This is a genomic window from Streptomyces sp. NPDC040545 (genome assembly GCF_055595065.1).
Genome location: NZ_JBVIWA010000009.1, coordinates 133,570 through 150,739, shown reverse-complemented (window position 1 = coordinate 150,739; position 17,170 = coordinate 133,570). Strand labels below are relative to the sequence as shown.

The 17,170-nt window shown below is 72.6% G+C and carries 15 protein-coding genes and 1 pseudogene; 7 read left to right on the top strand and 9 right to left on the bottom strand.

The genetic code is table 11. The features are described from left to right. Positions 1–95: 95 nt before the first annotated feature. Positions 96–671: a DoxX family protein gene (locus tag ACZ573_RS19420; protein ID WP_471305466.1), complete on the bottom strand. Its 576-nt coding sequence runs from the start codon at positions 669–671 to the stop codon at positions 96–98. A gap of 133 nt (positions 672–804) precedes the next feature. On the opposite strand from ACZ573_RS19420, the gene ACZ573_RS19415 reads away from it, so the two are divergent. Together ACZ573_RS19415 and ACZ573_RS19410 are read left to right on the top strand one after the other, a co-directional pair. Next, complete coding sequence (locus ACZ573_RS19415; RefSeq protein WP_390173663.1) at positions 805–1,152, top strand: GntR family transcriptional regulator; 348 nt, start codon at positions 805–807, stop codon at positions 1,150–1,152. Between the two features lie 71 nt (positions 1,153–1,223). Beyond that, positions 1,224–2,138, top strand: a complete 915-nt coding sequence (locus tag ACZ573_RS19410) for a DUF1648 domain-containing protein (RefSeq protein WP_471305462.1) — start codon at positions 1,224–1,226, stop codon at positions 2,136–2,138. A gap of 10 nt (positions 2,139–2,148) precedes the next feature. Here the strand turns inward: ACZ573_RS19410 and ACZ573_RS19405 are convergent, their stop codons facing one another. From ACZ573_RS19405 to ACZ573_RS19385, 5 genes are all read right to left on the bottom strand, one after another. Continuing rightward, positions 2,149–2,547: a contact-dependent growth inhibition system immunity protein gene (locus ACZ573_RS19405; protein WP_471305459.1), complete on the bottom strand. Its 399-nt coding sequence runs from the start codon at positions 2,545–2,547 to the stop codon at positions 2,149–2,151. A 200-nt stretch (positions 2,548–2,747) separates the two neighbouring features. Beyond that, positions 2,748–3,278 carry a hypothetical protein gene (locus tag ACZ573_RS19400; RefSeq protein WP_471305456.1) on the bottom strand — a complete coding sequence of 177 codons (531 nt, stop codon included), beginning with the start codon at positions 3,276–3,278 and terminating at the stop codon, positions 2,748–2,750. Between the two features lie 286 nt (positions 3,279–3,564). Further along, the gene (locus ACZ573_RS19395; protein WP_471305454.1) at positions 3,565–5,724 is read right to left on the bottom strand and encodes a SpoIIE family protein phosphatase; all 2,160 of its coding nucleotides are present in this window, start codon (positions 5,722–5,724) and stop codon (positions 3,565–3,567) included. A gap of 210 nt (positions 5,725–5,934) precedes the next feature. Beyond that, the gene (locus tag ACZ573_RS19390) at positions 5,935–6,678 is read right to left on the bottom strand and encodes a 2OG-Fe(II) oxygenase (RefSeq protein WP_471305761.1); all 744 of its coding nucleotides are present in this window, start codon (positions 6,676–6,678) and stop codon (positions 5,935–5,937) included. A gap of 2 nt (positions 6,679–6,680) precedes the next feature. Continuing rightward, positions 6,681–7,121: a hypothetical protein gene (locus tag ACZ573_RS19385; RefSeq protein ID WP_471305452.1), complete on the bottom strand. Its 441-nt coding sequence runs from the start codon at positions 7,119–7,121 to the stop codon at positions 6,681–6,683. Between the two features lie 580 nt (positions 7,122–7,701). Here ACZ573_RS19385 and ACZ573_RS19380 point away from each other — a divergent pair. Continuing rightward, positions 7,702–8,100 (top strand): annotated as a pseudogene (locus ACZ573_RS19380) (transposase); the annotation flags it as partial. A gap of 7 nt (positions 8,101–8,107) precedes the next feature. Here the strand turns inward: ACZ573_RS19380 and ACZ573_RS19375 are convergent. After that, positions 8,108–8,458, bottom strand: a complete 351-nt coding sequence (locus ACZ573_RS19375) for an MmcQ/YjbR family DNA-binding protein (protein WP_471305451.1) — start codon at positions 8,456–8,458, stop codon at positions 8,108–8,110. Between the two features lie 104 nt (positions 8,459–8,562). Here ACZ573_RS19375 and ACZ573_RS19370 point away from each other — a divergent pair, with 104 nt between their 5' ends. Continuing rightward, entirely contained in the window at positions 8,563–10,695 is a 2,133-nt protein-coding gene (locus ACZ573_RS19370) for a DUF4139 domain-containing protein (protein WP_471305448.1), read from the top strand. An 8-nt stretch (positions 10,696–10,703) separates the two neighbouring features. Further along, positions 10,704–12,269, top strand: coding sequence for a DUF4139 domain-containing protein (locus ACZ573_RS19365; protein ID WP_471305445.1), 1,566 nt, complete (start codon positions 10,704–10,706; stop codon positions 12,267–12,269). 88 nt (positions 12,270–12,357) lie between these two features. On the opposite strand, the gene ACZ573_RS19360 is transcribed toward ACZ573_RS19365, so the two are convergent. Continuing rightward, positions 12,358–13,008 carry a TetR/AcrR family transcriptional regulator gene (locus tag ACZ573_RS19360; RefSeq protein WP_471305443.1) on the bottom strand — a complete coding sequence of 217 codons (651 nt, stop codon included), beginning with the start codon at positions 13,006–13,008 and terminating at the stop codon, positions 12,358–12,360. A 159-nt stretch (positions 13,009–13,167) separates the two neighbouring features. Here ACZ573_RS19360 and ACZ573_RS19355 point away from each other — a divergent pair, with 159 nt between their 5' ends. After that, positions 13,168–14,214 carry a medium chain dehydrogenase/reductase family protein gene (locus ACZ573_RS19355; protein ID WP_471305440.1) on the top strand — a complete coding sequence of 349 codons (1,047 nt, stop codon included), beginning with the start codon at positions 13,168–13,170 and terminating at the stop codon, positions 14,212–14,214. Between the two features lie 35 nt (positions 14,215–14,249). On the opposite strand, the gene ACZ573_RS19350 is transcribed toward ACZ573_RS19355, so the two are convergent. Continuing rightward, positions 14,250–15,821 carry an alpha/beta hydrolase gene (locus ACZ573_RS19350; RefSeq protein ID WP_471305437.1) on the bottom strand — a complete coding sequence of 524 codons (1,572 nt, stop codon included), beginning with the start codon at positions 15,819–15,821 and terminating at the stop codon, positions 14,250–14,252. A 247-nt stretch (positions 15,822–16,068) separates the two neighbouring features. On the opposite strand from ACZ573_RS19350, the gene ACZ573_RS19345 reads away from it, so the two are divergent. Further along, positions 16,069–17,130 carry a PI-PLC domain-containing protein gene (locus tag ACZ573_RS19345; protein WP_471305436.1) on the top strand — a complete coding sequence of 354 codons (1,062 nt, stop codon included), beginning with the start codon at positions 16,069–16,071 and terminating at the stop codon, positions 17,128–17,130. Positions 17,131–17,170 lie beyond the last annotated feature (40 nt).

Below are 17,170 nucleotides of genomic sequence, written 5' to 3'. Positions count from 1 at the left end.
CCTGATCGAGCGGAGCCCCCTCTCCTGTCCCAGCGGAGCGGGGGCTCTGCCGTCTTCGGACGCAGGCGGCCCGGTTCCGCCATGGCTGGAGCGGATCATGGACTGACCCGGGCCCGGCCCCGGGCCCGCCGGGCGCCCGCGCGGGATCCGACGGCCGTCAGGGTCGGGACGTCGTCGGTGCGTACCGGGGCGGTGGCACCGCGCCGCCGCCGGTGGAGCAGCGCGTCGAGGGACAGGGCCGGCGCGCCGGCGAGGATCAGCGGGGTCCAGGCCAGCAGGTAGATCAGGTCTGCGCCGAAGTAGTACGGCGTGGTCGACCAGCTCATGGTCAGCCACAGGCTGAGTGAGATCAGCGCACCGCCGAGAGCCGCGATCCGGGTCAGCAGGCCGGCGAGGGCGCCCAGCCCGACGGCCAGCTCGCCGAGGGCGATCGCGACACCGAAGCCGACCGGGTCGGTCATGGAAAGGTCGATCAGCGCGGGAATGCCCGCGGCGTCCCGCACCGCTTCCATCTGCTGGCCGATCGAGCCGTCGCCGGTGGCGGACAGGAAGGCCGGATCGGTCAGCTTGTCCAGACCGGCGTAGACGAAGGTGACGCCGAGGAAGAGGCGCAGCGGCAGGAGTGCGTACTCGGAGGCTCTCGCGCGGAGGCCGGCGGAAGGCGTGTTCATGACCCTCACACGAGGGCCCCCGCCATCCGGTTCGACCGTCGGGCCCGCTCTTCACGACCGCCGCACACCACCGGGCACGCCCGGATCGCGGCAGGTGCCGAATGAAGCAGATGGTGCTAGCGTCATTGGCACCATGTTGCTGAGGCTGAACATCGCGGACAACCGTCCCCTGCACGAGCAGGTGGCCGGAGCCATCAGGCGTGCGATCGCCGAGGGGGAATGCGGGCCGGGTGACCGGCTGCCGTCGGCACGGGAGTTGTCGCAGGCACTGGGCGTCAACGCCAACACCGTCCTACGGGGACTGCGCGCGCTGCGTGACGAGGGGCTGCTGGAGTTCCGGCGCGGCCGCGGGGTGACCGTGGCCGGTGGGGCGGACGGGCGGTCGGCGTTGCTGGAGCGGGTGCGGGAACTCGTGGCCGACGGGGCGCGCCTGGGATACGGCAGGGCCGATCTCATAGAGATGATCAAGGAGGCGCAGTGAGTGAGAGTAAGAGCCATGGAGACCGTGGGCCCAGTGGCTTAGCGGGGTCGAGGAGTGGGCCCGTATGGGGGATGGCCGCCTGGGCGGCCGGGATCCTCGCGCTGCTGGTGGTGCTGCCGCTGACGGCGCGCAAAGGATTCGACGACCTGCTGGCGACGCACTGGAACGCTCTCGGGGAGCCGGACGGTTCGCATCCGTTGTGGGCGGTCGTGCTGGTGCCGGTCGTGATCTGGGTCGTGCTCGTCACCAGCGCGGTGTTCTGGCGGGCGGCGCGCCGGTGGCGCGGGGCGGTGCTGGTGTCGTGCGGGGTGCTGCTGGCCGGGGAGCAGGTCTCGATCGTGCGGGCGAACCTGTACCACGCGGACTGGCGCGAAGCGGATTCGGTCACCATCGGGGCCGTGGTCACGGTCGTCGCGGCGGCCGCGGCCGGGCTGGTGGGGGTGCTGGTGAGTCGTCGGCCCGCGTCCCCCCTCCCGCGGGGGCAGGGCCCCCGGATGGACATTCCCGCAGGTGAGCGCCGTATCTGGCTCGCGTCCACGGAGAATCCGTGGCTGTACCTGCTCTCTGCCGTCACCGGGGTGGGCGCGCTGGCCACCCTGCTCGTCGGGCTCGGTGACCTGGCGGAGCCGATGTGGCTGGTGACGGTGCCGTTCCTGTTCGCCTCGGTGTCGGTGCTGGCTTGCGCATCGGTACGGGTCCGGGTCACGGAGCGCGGTATGGACGTGGCGTTCGGTCCCCTCGGGTGGCCGGTGCGGCGCTGGGACGCGGCGGACATCGAGTGGGCACGGGCCGAGAACAGGACACCGGCACAGGTCGGCGGCTGGGGCTACCGGCTCAGCGGGCTGGGCACGACGGTGATGCTGCGGAGCGGCGCATGCCTGGCGATCCGGGCCAAGGGCAAGGACTTCGCGGTCAGCGTGGACGACGCCGAACGGGGCGCGGCCCTGCTGAACTCCCTGGCCGGGGCGCGCGCCGAGCAGCCCTGAAGCGGGCCCCTCAACCCCACCGCCCCGCCGGCCGGTAGGCCCTGAGTTCGGCCAGCTCCTCTTCGGACAGCCCCGCGACGGCGGCCGCCAGCTCCTCCCGCAAGTCCGGGAAGAGCGCCCAGGCCGATTCGGGCCGGCCCAGGACGGCGAGCAGCAGGTCCCCCGGATAGAAGTACGCGTCCAGCATGGGGTCTTCGAGGAGCAGGCGCACCGCGAGGGGCAACCGATAAGGGAGGCCTACGGCTTGGTCGATCAGTGTGCGCAGGTCGGCCGGGGTCAGAGCGCCGAGGCGCTTGCGGCGCAGGGCGTGGACCTTCGTGACCAGCGCGGTGGTGGGCGAGGGCGGCGGAGGCCAAGGCGGTCCGTCGAGCTCGTCGAGGGTGCGGTCCAGGTGGAGAAGACGCGTCATGCGCCCATCCTCGCGGGTCGGCCGGACGGGCACGGTGCCGGGTGGACCGTGCCCGTGCGCCCGGCCGCGGCGGCCGGCTCCGGGACGGGACCCGACCGGACCGAACCGGTGCGGGCCCGATCCCGAGCCAGTCCGGTCCGAAGCCGAACCGGTCCGGACCGGTCCGGAGCCGGTCCGGTCCGGACCGGTCTCCGGTCGGTTCAGTGGAACAGCATGGACGCGTCCCCGGCCGGGGTGGTGACCGATCCCGGGCACAGGAAGCTGCCCGAGGTCTTGGCGGCGGTGAAGGCCCGGTTGATGTACTTCCGGCTCGTAGCGTCGCGGTCCCACACGATGCCCGTCGCCTTGTAGCGGCAGGAGATGAAGCTCTGCCTGCCGGTGATGTCGATCAGATCGGTCCGCGCCGTGCCCGCGGCGTCGTCGAAGGTGAAGGCGGGGTTGTTGTTGAGCGTGGCGGCGATGCCGCCGCCACAGGCCAGATTGCCGCCCGGCGTGTTGATCGTCGTGCGGTCGACGGTGAGGGCGTTCGGGGGGACGGCGCTGGTGCTCGCGTTGGTCCAGCTACAGCTGTTGCCGGCGACCACCATCACGCCGTCGACCTTCTGGTCGACGGCCGAGGCGCCGCTGCCCTGCGCGAGGGCGGTGCCGGTTCCGGTGAAAGCCGCCGCGACGACCAGCGTCGCGATACCGGCGAGGCGTGAGATACGGGTGCCGTGCGTGATGTGCCTCATGGTGCGCTCCTCCATGCCACGTACTGGTGGGGGTGGGCGAGGCGTGGGGCCTCACAGAGTGTGCGGAGTGCGTGCCGGGAGAGTCCCACAGCGACCTTGAACTGTCAGGAGCATGTCAGCCTCATGCCGGGAAATGGCCGAAAATACCGACCCGGGGACCCCGCGACCCGGCGACCTCGCCGAGCCGAACGGCTCGTGGGCCCCGTAGCCTCACCGCATGCTCCGTGATCGTTTCTCCTGCCGCTGCGTCCGGGTCAGCTGGCACGGCAGTGGGGCGCGTCCCGGGTCATCGCGGGCCCTCGGCGCGCAGCAGCAGGAGGGCGATGTCGTCGGGGCGGGGGCCCTGGCGGTGGGCGTACTCGATGAGTTCGTCCGCCAGCTCACCGAGCGGGTGGTCCTCGGGGGCGCCACCGATCAGGGCCGCGACCTCGCCGATGGCGTCCTCGATGTCCCGGCCGGGGGCTTCGACGAGCCCGTCGGTGTACAGGGCGAGGAGGGTGCCGGGGCTGAAGGGGGCCTCGACGGCGGTGTACGAGGTCCCGGGCTCGATGCCCAGGAGGAGTCCGGCCGGCAGGTTCAGCATCTCGGTCGTCCCGCCGGGGTGGCGCAGCAGGGGCGGCGGGTGGCCGGCGGAGGCCAGGCGGACGGTGTGGCCCGCGAGGTCGATGTGGGTGTACAGGCAGCTGGTGAACAGCCCGGGTTCGAGGTCGGTCAGGAGCCGGTTGGTCCGGGCGAGGACCTCTTCCGGGGGTGCGCCGGCGCCCGCGTGGACTGCGGTGCGGACCTGGCCCATGAGGGCGGCGGCACTCACGTTGTGGCCCTGGACGTCGCCGATGGCGGCCGCGACGGTGGTGTCGTCGATGCGGATGAGGTCGTAGAAGTCGCCACCGATCTCGAGTCCGTACGCCGCCGGGCGGTAGCGGGCGGCCACCTCGAGGCGGGGGACGCGGGGCAGGGTGTGGGGCAGGAGGCCGGTCTGCAGGCTACGGGCGAGCTGATAGGTGGCGTCGTAGAGGCGGGCGCGGTCCAGGGCCTGCGCGATGAGCCCGGCGATCGAGGTCAGGACGGCGCGCTCGCCGGGGGCGAAGACGCGGGGGTGCCCGTAGGCGAGGACGAGGGAGCCGATGGGGCGGTTGGAGGCGATCAGGGGCAGGAACGCCCATGCGGCCATGCCGTCCTCGACCACCGCGTCGGGGTGGGCGGCCAGGAGCTCGCCCACGTCGCCGAAGAAGAGGGGGGCGGAGGTGTGCAGGATGTGGGTGATGGCGGTGTCGGCCGAGACGGGGGTGCCGTCGAGCTCCGCGAGGTGTTCGGCGGAGTATCCGCGGTGGCCTACGATCCGCACCCGCCCGTCCTGCTCGGCCAGCAGGGCCAGGGCATGGGCTCCCATCGCGGGAACGATCTGGTCAGCGGCCTTCTCCACGACGTCCTGCACGTGGGCGGCCTCGGTCAGGGTGGCGGCCAGCAGCATGAGCGGGTAGAGCGCCGCGGCCCGGCTGGGCGCGGACTGCTCGGGGTCGGTCGGCGGGTGGGGGGCCGGGGAGCCGGCCCGGTCGCCGACCGGGGTGATGCGGACACTGATGCCGGTGTTGTCCGGGTAGAGCTCGAAGCACAGCTGCTGTCCAGTGGGCCGTTCGGCGGTGAAGCTCCGGGGCAGTCGGCTCATCGCGGTGGCCCGGTAGTGGTTCTCGATGGCGGGGGTGTCCATCCAGGGAAGGGCCTCCCAGGGCAGGGCTCCGAGCAGGCCGGAAACGGGCGCGCCGAGCAGGTCGGCCGCCTCCTGGGTGATGAAGGTGACGGTGCCGTTCAGGTCGAGTGCGCAGTTGCCTCCGGGGAGGCGCCGGACGAACGCCATCGTGGCTGCCGCCTCGGCCGGGCCCGGTGTGGGTGAGGGGAGCGGTCGCAGGATGGTCGGATGCGGTGTCGGCCGCAGCGACAGGCCGTCGCGCGCGGCTCGCCGCAGGATGCGCGCCAGGAGGCTTCGGGCCGATTCCAGGGCCTTGCGTTCCCGCTCGTCGAGGTCGGGCCCGTGCGAGCCGGGCCACAGGAGCACCAGGCCGGCCCCGGTGGGCTCGGCGGCCCGATCGGCGTCTTCGCCGGTCAGGGGGGCGGCGGCGAGTGCGAAGTCGTACGGGAGGACGAGGCCGAGGCGCGGATAGCGGCGGGCCGTGTCCTCCTGGCCGCCGAGCCAGACGAGCCGGCCCTCACGGACCGCGTCGGCCACCGGAATGGGGTCGTCCAGGCCGACCCGCGACCAGGGTGCCGCGAACTCGCGGGAGAGGCCGCAGACCAGCACCAGGTGCAGTACGCGCCGGGTGGGGTCGGGGTCGGGCAGGTAGAGCATGCCGATGGACGCTCCCGCGTCGGCACAGGCCCCGACCAGTGCCTCTCTCAGCGCACGCCGGTCGACCTTGGCCTGCTGGTCACGCCCCGGAACGTTTCGCACCTGACCATGGTCTCTCCATATCCCCGCTCCCGTCGGTACCCGGCGGTCCCGGCGAGCCCGTGCGCGCCGGCGCAGGCCGCGCCGCGCGTCACAGCACTGGGCAGTGTGGACGTTGTCGAATCCGCAGCCCGCCCCGGGCGCCCACCCGGTGTCACCAGCCCGGGCGGGTACCACGTGGACCCTCCTGTGCGACGGTTGCCTTGCTGTTGCTCAAGGCACATCTATGGGCTCGTAGAGCACGTCGGTTCTGAGAATTGTTTTCGTACCCTCAAGAAGCGGGGCCGAGTCGTGAAGCGTCCGATGCCAGAAGAGGAGCGCATCGCCCGGTTCGGGGCGGTGGGCGCTCAATATTTCCTCAGGCTCTGCGAGCCGGGGCCAGTCCGAGAAGTTGCGTTGCGCAAAGGGAAGGTCGTTCTGCTTGTCGGCGATGAACCGCGTTTCTCCGCCCACTGCCTCATACGACAGGTAGACGACGACCGTCAGGTGAGTTCGCGTTCCGTCGGGGGCGAAATAGGGCGAATCGTAGTGCGGGACAAGAAATCCGCCGTGTTCGTACGTGATGAAGCGCATACGCGGATTGACGGACGCCGGCTTCCAGGACCTTCCGTCTGCATCCGTCGGGTCGTCCGGTCCTACTTCAAACGACAGAAACGTCCGCAGCCTGCGGTAGAACTCTGCCGCCAAGACTTCGGAGTCAGCCGTGGCACGGAAAGAGCCGACCGGATCTCCCTCTGCGTAGTTGGCGGCAATGCCGTCCAGACCCACCGGCACAAAGCGCTGGGCAGCGAGTTCGGCCGCGAATACCTCCACTTCAGCCGGAGTGAGGAAATGGCGAATCACCCTGGCATCGACGTGTGGGATCTCCGACTCGGTCGGGGCCCATGAGTCATCGGCGGATATCCGGCTCAGCGTTTCTTCGGAGAGGTCGAAGGGATTTACCGGCATTCCGAACATGCTCACTTCTCCGTCCTGAGGTCATTGTCGATGCCACCGCGGCCGTGGCCGCAAGGGCCCAGGACGGTCGTGGGCGGCACAGTGAGGTGAATGGCGGGACTGCCGGCCGCATACTTGTGCGCGTTGAATCTGTGGAGGTACTCCGCGGGTGCTGCCAGTTCCTCGAATTCGGGGTGGGCGAATTCCGGCCAACTCTTTTTGTGTGATTCTCTCTCTCCGGACGGGATCGTGAGTCGTTCCGGATAGAGCTCGACGAAGTCGTACAAGGCCCCGAAGGCGACGGAATCGAGGCTGCTGTGCTGCAGGTGCCCGTTCAGCACTCGACACTTCTCGCGAACGTAGTCGGCCGCTTCGAACGCTCGGACTGAGCGGATTCCGGAAAGGCAATCGAGGAGAACAGGGTGCAGCGTGGCGGAGGGTGGAGAGGGACTGGCGTGGCGCACGAAACGTTCCTAGCGGGTGGATTTCTCCGGGAGGAGAAGGGTTGCGTCATCCGAGTTCACACTTCGATCGACGCGCTTCTTCGCGTCGGCACGCGGCGCCACGAGCGCCGGAGCCTTCGAGGGTTTGAAGTGCACGAGCGGTGGATCGCACATCAGGGATCAGGCGCTGGGGTGCCGCAGCGTTGAAATGGGGACCGCCTTGTGTCGATCTCTGCCGGGGTCCGGCGGCAGGCGGCCGCCGGGCGGCTGGCGCGCGCGCCGGCATGGCTCCGGGCTCGTGCTCGACGTCACGGACGTGCGCGCGGCGGCGGATCGAGGCCCCAGGAGTCGATGCCCGCAGGGAGCAGGGGCCGCTGAGCGGTTATCGTCATGATGACGAGATTAGACTGGGGTGAACCCCCAAAGCAAGCAGGACGTCCCCAACGCGGCGGAAGGGGCCGGGAGGCGGGGCGGGGACCGGCTCGGGGGACTACCGATGCGCGGTAGTCCCAAGCAGCGCTCGGCCGCTCCGTACCGGGTGACCGCACGTGCGGTGTGGGAACACCGCTCTGACGCGGAGCCAGGCCGCCCGGCGTCGTTGTCCGTCAACGATGCCACCGCCTTCGGTCAGGTCCTCGACGGGATCCGCGTTCCGAGAGCCGGCACCGGCCGCCCGCGCACGACTCCGACCCGGCTCCTGGGCGACAAGGCCTGCTCCAGCCGGGCGATCCGGCACCTGCTGCGGCGCCGCGGCATCGCCGTCACGATCCCCGAGCGCCGCGACCAAACGGCCAACCGCCGGCGCCGAGGGCGCCACGGAGGCCGACCGCCCGCATTCGACAAGGAGATCCACCGCGACCGCAACGTGGTCGAACGATGCTTCGCACGCCTCAAACAGTTCCGCGCGATCGCGACCAGGTTCGACAAGCTCGCCAACCGCTACCACGCCGGAGTCATCCTGGCCTCGCTGACCCTCTGGCTCCGCGAACCAGCCAGATGATCATTTGTCAGACACTGCCTAGGTCGGGGTGGTCCTTGAGCAGGCCGGGCGGGGCGGCCTGGCGCCAGGAGTCGACGACGATGGCACGGAGCTCGTCGGTGTCGTCGAGGGCCGCCAGGCGTGCCCGTACCCAGGCGAAGGACGCCTCGTGGTCGGCGACCCAGAACTTCTCGGGCTCGGCGCGGACCAGCTCGTCGCGTTCCTCCTTGGGGCAGCGGACGGCCAGCGACGTCTCGTCGTCGGGCAGGGTCAGGAACATCTTCCCGGCGACCCGGAAGGTGGGCATGGCCCAGGCTTCCTTCTCGGTCGTCTGTGGGAGGGCGAGGGCGATTTCACGGACTTCGTCGGACGTGCACACACCCTGACCGTACGACAGGCCACTGACATCGAGTCTCGGCACGGACGCGCGGGCCGCTCGGGCGTAGGCTTCGACCGGCAGGGACGCATCGGGGGGCGGAGTACATGACGGCAGGGACAGCACAGCGGTGGAGTTCGACCCTCGATTCGGTCGTGGTGTACGCGCAGGGCGCGGTCTGCCGCCGGCTGGTCCGGGGCAGCATGCCGGCGGACGGACGGGTGCGCGTGACGGGGCTGCCCCGCTCGCTGGACCCGGCCTCGCTGCGGGCGAGTGTGCTGGGCGCCTCCGGGGTGCGCGTGACCGAGGCCCGGGTGGAGGTCGAGGCCGAACCGCGCAGCACCGGAGCACCCGATGCCTTGCGGCGCGAGGTCGAACGGCTGCGCGACGAGTACGCGGCGGCGCAGGGCCGCCGGGACCGACAGCTGGTGCTGATCGAGGAGGTCAGGGCCCTGCGGCCGGTGCCCCCGGCCCCTGACCCCGAGGCCCCGCACCGCCGCACCCCGGTCGACGCGTGGCTGGAGCTCGCCGACTTCGCCGAAGGGCGGCTGACGGGGCTGCACGCCCGCCTCGTCGAGCTGGAGGAAGCGCTGCGCCTCGTCGGGCACGAGCTCGGTGTCGCCGCAGACCGGCTCGCCCGCGCCTCCACCGACGCGCCGCAGGCGCACGTGGAGACCACGGTCTGCGCACTCCTGACGCTCGACGCCACGGGTGACGGCGACGGCGACGGCGAGGGTGCTGCCGGGGAGGTCGAGCTGGAGTTGGAGTACGGGGTTCCGGGCGCCGTCTGGGTGCCGGCGTACCGGCTCACGCACCGTCAGGGCGACGGCGACGGCCGTCTGGTGCTGCGCGCCTCGGTCGCCCAGCGCACCGGCGAGGACTGGACCGGTGTGCGCATCGCGCTGGCCACCGCTGACCTGCGGCGCCGCACCGACCTGCCGAAGCTCCGTTCGGTCCGGATCGGGCGCCGGCAGCCCGCCCCCGCGCCGTCCGGCTGGCGCGAGCCTCCGGCGGGCCTCGCCGACCTGTTCGCCGGCTACGAGGCGGCCGGGCCCCGACGCCCGGCCCCGGCCGTCAGGGCCGGCTCCGCGTCCGGTCCCGTACCGCCACCCCCTCCCCCGCCACCGGCCCCGGCCGCCACGGCCGCGCCCGCGCCGCAGGGCTACGGCGCGCTCCCGGTGCCCGGCGGCGTGTACGGCGCCGCACCGGACGGCGTCGGCGGCGCGCTGCCCGCTTTCGCCCAGCCGGCCACCCCGCGCCCGGCCGGCCGGCCGCGGGGTGGCGGCATGGGCTTCGGCGGGGCCCCCGCTCCTACGGCTCCCGCCCCCGCGGCTCCCGCGGCCCCCGGCCGGGCCGCTCCCCCGGCGCCCGCGTCGGCTCCGGCGCCGCAGCCGGTGGCCGGTCCGCCGCAGCCGAGCGGCGCCGAGCTCGACTACGCCGCCCTCGTCCTGTGCGGCCCCGACGAGCAGGGCGGTCGCAGGGGCCGGCTGTTCGCCGACGCCCCCGCCGACCCGGTGGCGGCCGAACACCGCCGCCGCGCCGAGGCGGTGGGCGGGCTGCCGCTGCCCGGGCACGCCGTGCGGCCCCGCGAGTCGGCGGGTTCCTTCGACCACCGCTTCGATGCCGCGGCCCGCGCCGACATTCCGTCGGACGGCACCTGGCACACCGTCACCGTCGGGGAGATCCCGGTCGGTCTGCGCACCGAGTACGTCTGCGTGCCGTCCGTGGAGCAGACCGTGTACGCGACGCTGGTGCTCTCCAACGCCACCGACCAGGCGCTGCTGGCCAGCCCGGTGGAGGTCACCTTCGGTGAGGACTTCCTGCTGACCGCCGCGCTGCCCACGCTCGCCCCCGGCGGGGTCCGCCGGGTGGGGCTCGGGCCCGCCGAGGGCGTCCGGGTCACCCGTCGTACGAACCTGCGCGAGTCCACCTCGGGCCTTCGCAACAACACCACCGTGCTCGACCACCAGGTCCACGTGGAGCTGGCCAACCGGCTCGCCGGACCCGTCACCGTCGAGGTCTACGAGCGGGTGCCCGTCACCTCCGATCCGGACGTCCGGATCGAGGAGCGCGCCGGCTGGACGGTACCCGAGGACGGCGCCGGGCCGGAACACCACGCCCCGGGCACCCGCGTCTGGCGGGTGGACCTGCCCGCCGGGGGGACCACCGCCCTCGACGGCGGCTACGAGATCCGCATCCCGGCCGGCAAGGCCCTGGTCGGCGGCAACCGCAGGAGCTGACACCCATCATGTCCACGGCCCCCAAGCCGATCGCCCTTCCCGTCACCGCCGTCACCTGCCTGGAGGACCGCGCCCACGTCGAGCGCGCCGTCGTACTGGACCTGGAGGCGGGGGTCCAGCGGCTGCGGCTCGGTCCGGTCAGCGCGCTGGCCGTCGACCGCACCCTGCACGCCGAGCTGGCCGCCGAACACCCGGCCACCGTGCTCGACGTACGGATCGTCCGGAGCTGGGAGCCGCGCGGACCGCTGCCGTCCGCCGACGAGGACTCCGCGCTGCGCCTGCGCGTGCACGTCCTGGAGGAGGAGCAGCTCGCCCTGGGGCACCGGCGCGATCGGCTGCACGCCCGGCTGGACGTGCTCGGCCGGCTCGCCGCGGATCTGCTGCGGGAGATCGGCGAGGGCGCCGGTTCCGGGGAGACCGACGGGCCCCGCTGGGCTCGGGAGATGGACCGGGTGGACGGCGAGCGCGATACGTACGGTGAGCAACTGCGCGCCGTCGACGCCCGGTTGGCCGCCCTCGCCGTCGAACTCGGGGAGACCCGGCAGGCCATGGACCGCTCCGGGACCGAGCCCGCCGAGCTGGTGGGCCATATCGAGCTGACCGTGGACAGCGCGGCCGCCGGTCCGGTCCGGCTGCGCCTGAGCCACCTCACCCCGTGCGCGCTGTGGCGGCCCGCGTACCGGGCCGTCCTGGACGGGGACTCGCTGACGCTGGAGACCGACGCGATGGTCTGGCAGCGCACCGGCGAGGACTGGTCCGACGTACGGCTGACCCTGTCGACGGCCCGGTCGGCGCTGGCCACCGAGCCGCCGCGGCTGGACGAGGACCGCCTGACGCTGGGTGAGCGCACGGCGGCGGAGCGCCGCACGGTCGACGTCGAACTGCGCGAGGAGGAGATCGGGGACCTCGGTCCGGCGGCCCCGGTGCTCGGTCTGCCCGGCGTGGACGACGGGGGCGAGGCGCGGGTGCTGCACTCCCCGGTACCGGTCTCCGTACGCGGGGACGGCCGCGCCCACCGGGTGCCGCTCTCCTCTTATCGCACGGCCGCGAGCAGCGAGTACGCCTGCTCCCCCGAGCTGTCCCCGCTGGTCACCCGGGTGGTGTCCTTCGACAACCGGTCCGGCCACGCACTGCTGGCGGGTCCCGTGGACCTCGTCCGCGGCAGCGGGTTCAGCGGCCGCGGCACGCTGGACTTCACCGCCCCGGGCGCCCGGGTCGAGCTGGCCTTCGGCAGCTGCGACGACCACAGAGTGGTCCGGTACGCCGAGGAGTCGCGCGACTCGGCCGGATTCACCCAGCGGACGGTGGTCACCCGTACGGTCCGGCTGCACCTGTCCCGGTTCTCCGCCCCCGGGGACCACGGCGAACGGGTGGTCGTCGTCCGGGAGCGGATCCCGGTCTCCGAGGTGGCGGCGGTGGAGGTGCGCCTGCGCAAGGAGGCCTGCTCGCCGGCGCCGGACGCGGTCGATTCCGAGGGCATCGCCCGCTGGGACGTGCCGCTCGCGCCGGGCGGCCGGCGGACGGTCACCCTGGTCTACGAGCTGTCGGCGAGCGCCAAGGTCACCGGGCTCTGAGCGGAGCGGAGCGGTACCCGTGACCGGCGGCCGGCCCGGACAGCTGTCGGCGGCGGCGGGGTGGTCCCTCTTCTGGATCTGACGCGGCTCAGGACGTCACGAGGCGGTCGACCTCGGCGTCGAAGAGCAGGGCCGGGTCCAGGCCCATGCCGGTGAAGTGGCCCGCCAGTTCCAGGGACAGCACGCCGTGCAGGCGGCTCCAGAAGGTCAGGGCCAGGTGCAGCGCCGACGGCGGGGCGTCCGGGTGGCTTCCGGCCCATGCGCGGTGCGCGGCCAGGTGGTCCTGGAAGGCGTGCGGCTCCATGTCCGCGGTGGCGCAGGCGTCCAGCAGGACGGACATCAGTTCCGAGGCGATCGCGGTGACGTCCGGCGGCGCGTGATATCCGGGCACCGGGGTGCCGTAGACGAGGAAGTAGCGGTGCGGGTCCGCCAGGGCCCAGCGGCGCAGCACCTGCGCCAGCCCGGCGAGGCCGGGCCGGTCCGCTCCCCCGTCGGCGGCGGCGATGAAGGCGTCGGCGAGGCTTCGGTAGGCGTCGCGGATGAGTTCGGTGATGAGCTCGTCGCGGTTGGCGAAGTACCGGTAGAGCGCCGGTCCGCTCATGCCCATCTGTTTGGCGATCGCGTTGAGGGAGAGCGCGGAGGCGCCGGAGCCGGCGATCTGCTGCCAGGCCTTCTCCTTGACCTCGTCGCGCACCTGCTGCCGGTACCGCTCCCGTGGGGTCTTCGTGCTGTCGGTCATGCCCGTCGCCTCTCACCGCTCACTCTTCACCAGCCGGTGAGTTAGAGGCTATCACCATCGGCACAGCCACTAGCGACCGACCGAACCACCCCCTTGACACCGACGAGACAGCCAATCACTCTTGTTACAAGTTCTAACGAACACGAGACACAGAAACCCATGGAGGTCGTGATGACGAACACCGTCGAGCGGGTCGAGGTCGTCCTGCCGGGCAAGGTCGAGCCGGAGGGCCTGCAGTTCCACCGCGGTCCCGTCCCGGTCCCGGCGGCCGGCCAGGTGATCGTCGCCATGGAGGCGACGGGCGTCTCCTTCGCCGAGCAGCAGATGCGGCGCGGCCGCTACTACGACCAGCCGCCGTTCCCCTTCGTCCCCGGATACGACCTGGTCGGCACGGTGCTGGCCGTGGGCGAGGGTGTCGGCTCCGCGCTGCTCGGCAAGCGGGTCGCCGCCCTGACGAAGACCGGAGGCTGGGCGAGCCACGTCGCACTCACCGCCGCCGACGTGGTGGAGGTACCGGAGGGCGTCAGCCCGGTGGACGCGGAGACCGCGGTGGTCAACGGCATCACCGCCTGGCAGATGCTCCACCGCAAAGCCCGGGTGCGCGCCGGCCGGACCGTCCTGGTCCACGGCGCCAACGGCGGTGTCGGTTCGATCCTGGTCCAGCTGGCGCTGGCGGCGGGCGCCCAGGTGATCGGCACCGCCTCCACCCGCCACCACGACGCGCTGCGCGCGCTCGGCATCACCCCCATCGACTACCGCTCCGGGAACGTGCCCGCACGGGTACGGGCCCTCGCGCCCCGCGGAGTGGACGCGGTGTTCGACCACGTGGGCGGCGACGGCATCGTCGATTCCTGGCGGCTCCTGGCCCCCGGCGGCACGCTCGTCTCCTACGGCAGCGCCGCCACCCGCGACGACGAGGGCTCCGGCGCGTGGCCGGTGCTCAAGCTGCTCGGCCGGGTGTGGGTGTGGAACGCGCTGCCCAACGGCCGCCGCGCGTACTTCTTCAACGTGTGGGCCGGACGCGCCTACGCCAAGGACCGCTTCCGGGCGCGCCTGCGCGCCGACCTCACCCAGGTGTTCGCGGCCCTCCAGCAGGGCGAGATCACCGCCAAGGTCGCCGCCGAGATCCCGCTGGCCCGCGCCGCCGAGGCGATGCGCCTCGCCGAGTCCGGCACGGTCGCCGGGAAGGTCGTCCTCGTCCCGTGACCCGGCCGCCGGGCACGTCGGGCGAACGGAGCACGTCAGGTGAAGGGGAGCCGGTCCGGCTGGCAGATCGTCCCGGGCGGCGGGAGGGCGCCGTCGATGAAGTAGCGGCTCTCGTAGGTGTTGATGCAGGTGCTGGAGTTGTTGAAGAGTGCCGTGTGGCCGTACCCGTTGTTCGTCAGCAGCCGGGCGTCGGCCAGCTCCTCGGCCATGGCCTGGGCGTCCGAGTGGGGTGTCGAGGGGTCGTACGTGGTGCCGACCACCAGGACGGGATGCGCCGTGGGCTTGTCCCACGGGCCGTCGTACCGGTGGGCGGCGCGGGCCGGCCAGGTGGCGCACGGCTCACCGGCCCAGGTCCAGTAGCGTCCGGCATCGCCGGCGCGCTTGGCGCTGTCCTCCTCCAGACCGTGGTAGACGGCCGGGTCGCGCGGGTTGGGGCTGTCGCCGCACCACACGGCTCCCGCCTGCTCGTCACCTAGGTACGGACTCGGGTTCGCGACCGGGGGCGGGGGCGGGTACTGAGCCGGCTTCGGGGCGCGGCCCTGCCAGAGCTCCTGGAGCCGGGCGGCGAGATCGGTCCAGCCGGGGTGGACGATGTAGAGGCTGTTGACGGCGCCGGCAACGGTGTTGGCGTACGTCCACGGGCCCACCGGGTGCTCGCGCAGGCGCCCCATCAGCTGGTCGAACTTGGCGCGGGTGGCTTCCGGGCTGCCGGCCGAGAAGGCGCAGCGGGCGGTGGTGGCGGATCCGCAGAGGTCGAGGAACTTGTCGAGGGTCGCCGCAGCGGTGCGGTCCGAGCCCATCCGCAGGAGGGTCGTGGTCCGGGGCTCGCTCGTCGAGGCGTTGTTCGTCCACGCCAGCGGGTCGATGTTGCTGTCGAGGACCATGGCGCGGACCTTGTCGGGGAACAGGTTGGCGTAGGTGGCGCCGAGGATCGTGCCGTAGGAGACGCCGAGGTAGTTGAGCTGCGGCTCTCCCACCGCCCGGCGGAGCAGGTCGAGGTCCTGGGCGGTGTCTGCGGTCGACACGTGGCGCAGGAGGTCGGGGTCGCGCTTCTCGCAGCGGCGGCCCAGGTCCTCGTACGCCTCGATCCAGGTCGTGCGCTCCTTCTCGCCCACCGGGAAGCCGCCCGGTTTGCCCGCACCCCAGGCCTGGGCCTCCTCGGGACTGTCGAAGCAGTTCACGGCGGTGCTGTTGCCGATGCCTCTGGGGTCCCAGCTGACGATGTCGAACCGTTCGCGCAGGTCCTTCGGGAAGGAGTCGTAGTTCTGCGGCACCTGCACCGTCCCGGGGCCGCCGGGGCCACCGGGGTTGACGAACAGGGTGCCCATGCGTTTCGCGGGGTCGCCCGCCTTCCGGCGGACGACGGCCAGGTCGATGGTGCGGCCGGCGGGTGCCGCGTGGTCCAGCGGCACCTTGGCGGTGGCACAGTCGTACGGGCTGCCGGGTTTGCAGGGGCTCCAGTCCAGCCGGGGGACGGCCTGCGAGGGCGAGGGCGAGGGCGAGGGTGAGGGCTCCGCCCGGGCCGCGGCGAGTTCCGGCGCGACGAGCACCGAGGAGCAGACCGCCGCCACGACGAGGGCTGCCGCGCACCGGCGGCCACCTGACATCCGTCGGGGTGCGGGTCGAGCTCCGGGTGCGGGTCCAGGTGAAGGCGCAGTTCCAGGCATGGTCCGCCCTCCTCCGGCAGGTCGGGGGCGTGGTGCGGCGCCCGGCGCCGCGGCACCGGTACGCGCCGCCGGGCCGTGCTTCAACCAAACCTCGATTCGCCGACGCGCGCGAGCCCGGCCCGCCGGGCCACGGCCGGACCCGTCCGCAGGGGGGCGGATCCACGGCCCCCGCGCTATCCTCCGCGCCATGCCGATTGACATGGACATGCGATCAGGGGTGCGGTCTCGCGCCCTGGTGTGCCTCCTCCTGCTGGCCCTCCTGGGCACGGTGACCACAGCGGCCGCCTCACCCCGGGCCGCGGCGCCCGGCACGCTCACGGCCGCCAAGGCCCCTGCGACCACCGCGAGCACGGCCGCCGCGGCCGCCCGCTGGGGCGACCGGCGGCTCGACGAGGCCGCCTTCCTGACCACCCACAACGCCTTCACCAACTACGAGGACTCCCGCTGGAGCTCGGTGAACCAGTCCGAGTCCGTACGCGCCCAGCTCGACAACGGCGTGCGCGGCCTGAGCCTGGACACGCACTGGTACGAACGCAGCACCTGGCTGTGCGTCATCAGCTTCGGCAGCGACTGCTACCCCAGCGACGTGTACCTGTGTCACGGCGACTGCAAGACCTTCGCCGGAGCCACGTACGCCCTGCCGCGCCAGACCTTCCACGGCACGATGCAGACCGTGGTGGACTTCCTCGCCGCCCATCCGCAAGAGGTCGTGACCGTCTTCCTGGAGGACTACGTCGGCGCCGATCAGCTGCAGGCGTCCCTCGGCCGGGTCAGGGGGCTGCAGGACATGGTGTTCCGGCCCGACGAGTGGGGCGTACGACAGCACGGCTGGCCCAAGGTCGCCGACCTCGTCACCTCCGGCAAGCGGCTCCTGATCTTCTCCGACCGGTCCGACCGGGAGCACCTGGGCGTGATGTACGACAAGTCCTGGACCGTGAGCAACTACTGGAGCCTCGGTGACCTGGGCGACGACCTCTCGTGCGTCAGCCGCTGGTCCGACGTGCCGCTCGACCGCCAGGAGCCCGGATTCCGGCGCCTGTTCACGATGAGCCACCACCGCAACGTGCCCACCGTCCTCACGGCGGCCCTGGACAACGGCGCCAAGCTGCGCGGCCGCATCGCCGGGCCGTGCCGTTCGGCGACAGGTGGCCGCGACCCGAACTACGTCTCCGTCGACTTCCACCGCCTGTCGGACGGCAGCGGCCACACGCCCGCCTCGATCGTCGCCGAACTGGGCGCGCACCCCTGAACCGCCTGCCGGCCGGGTGGACCGCCGCGCACGGCGCGGC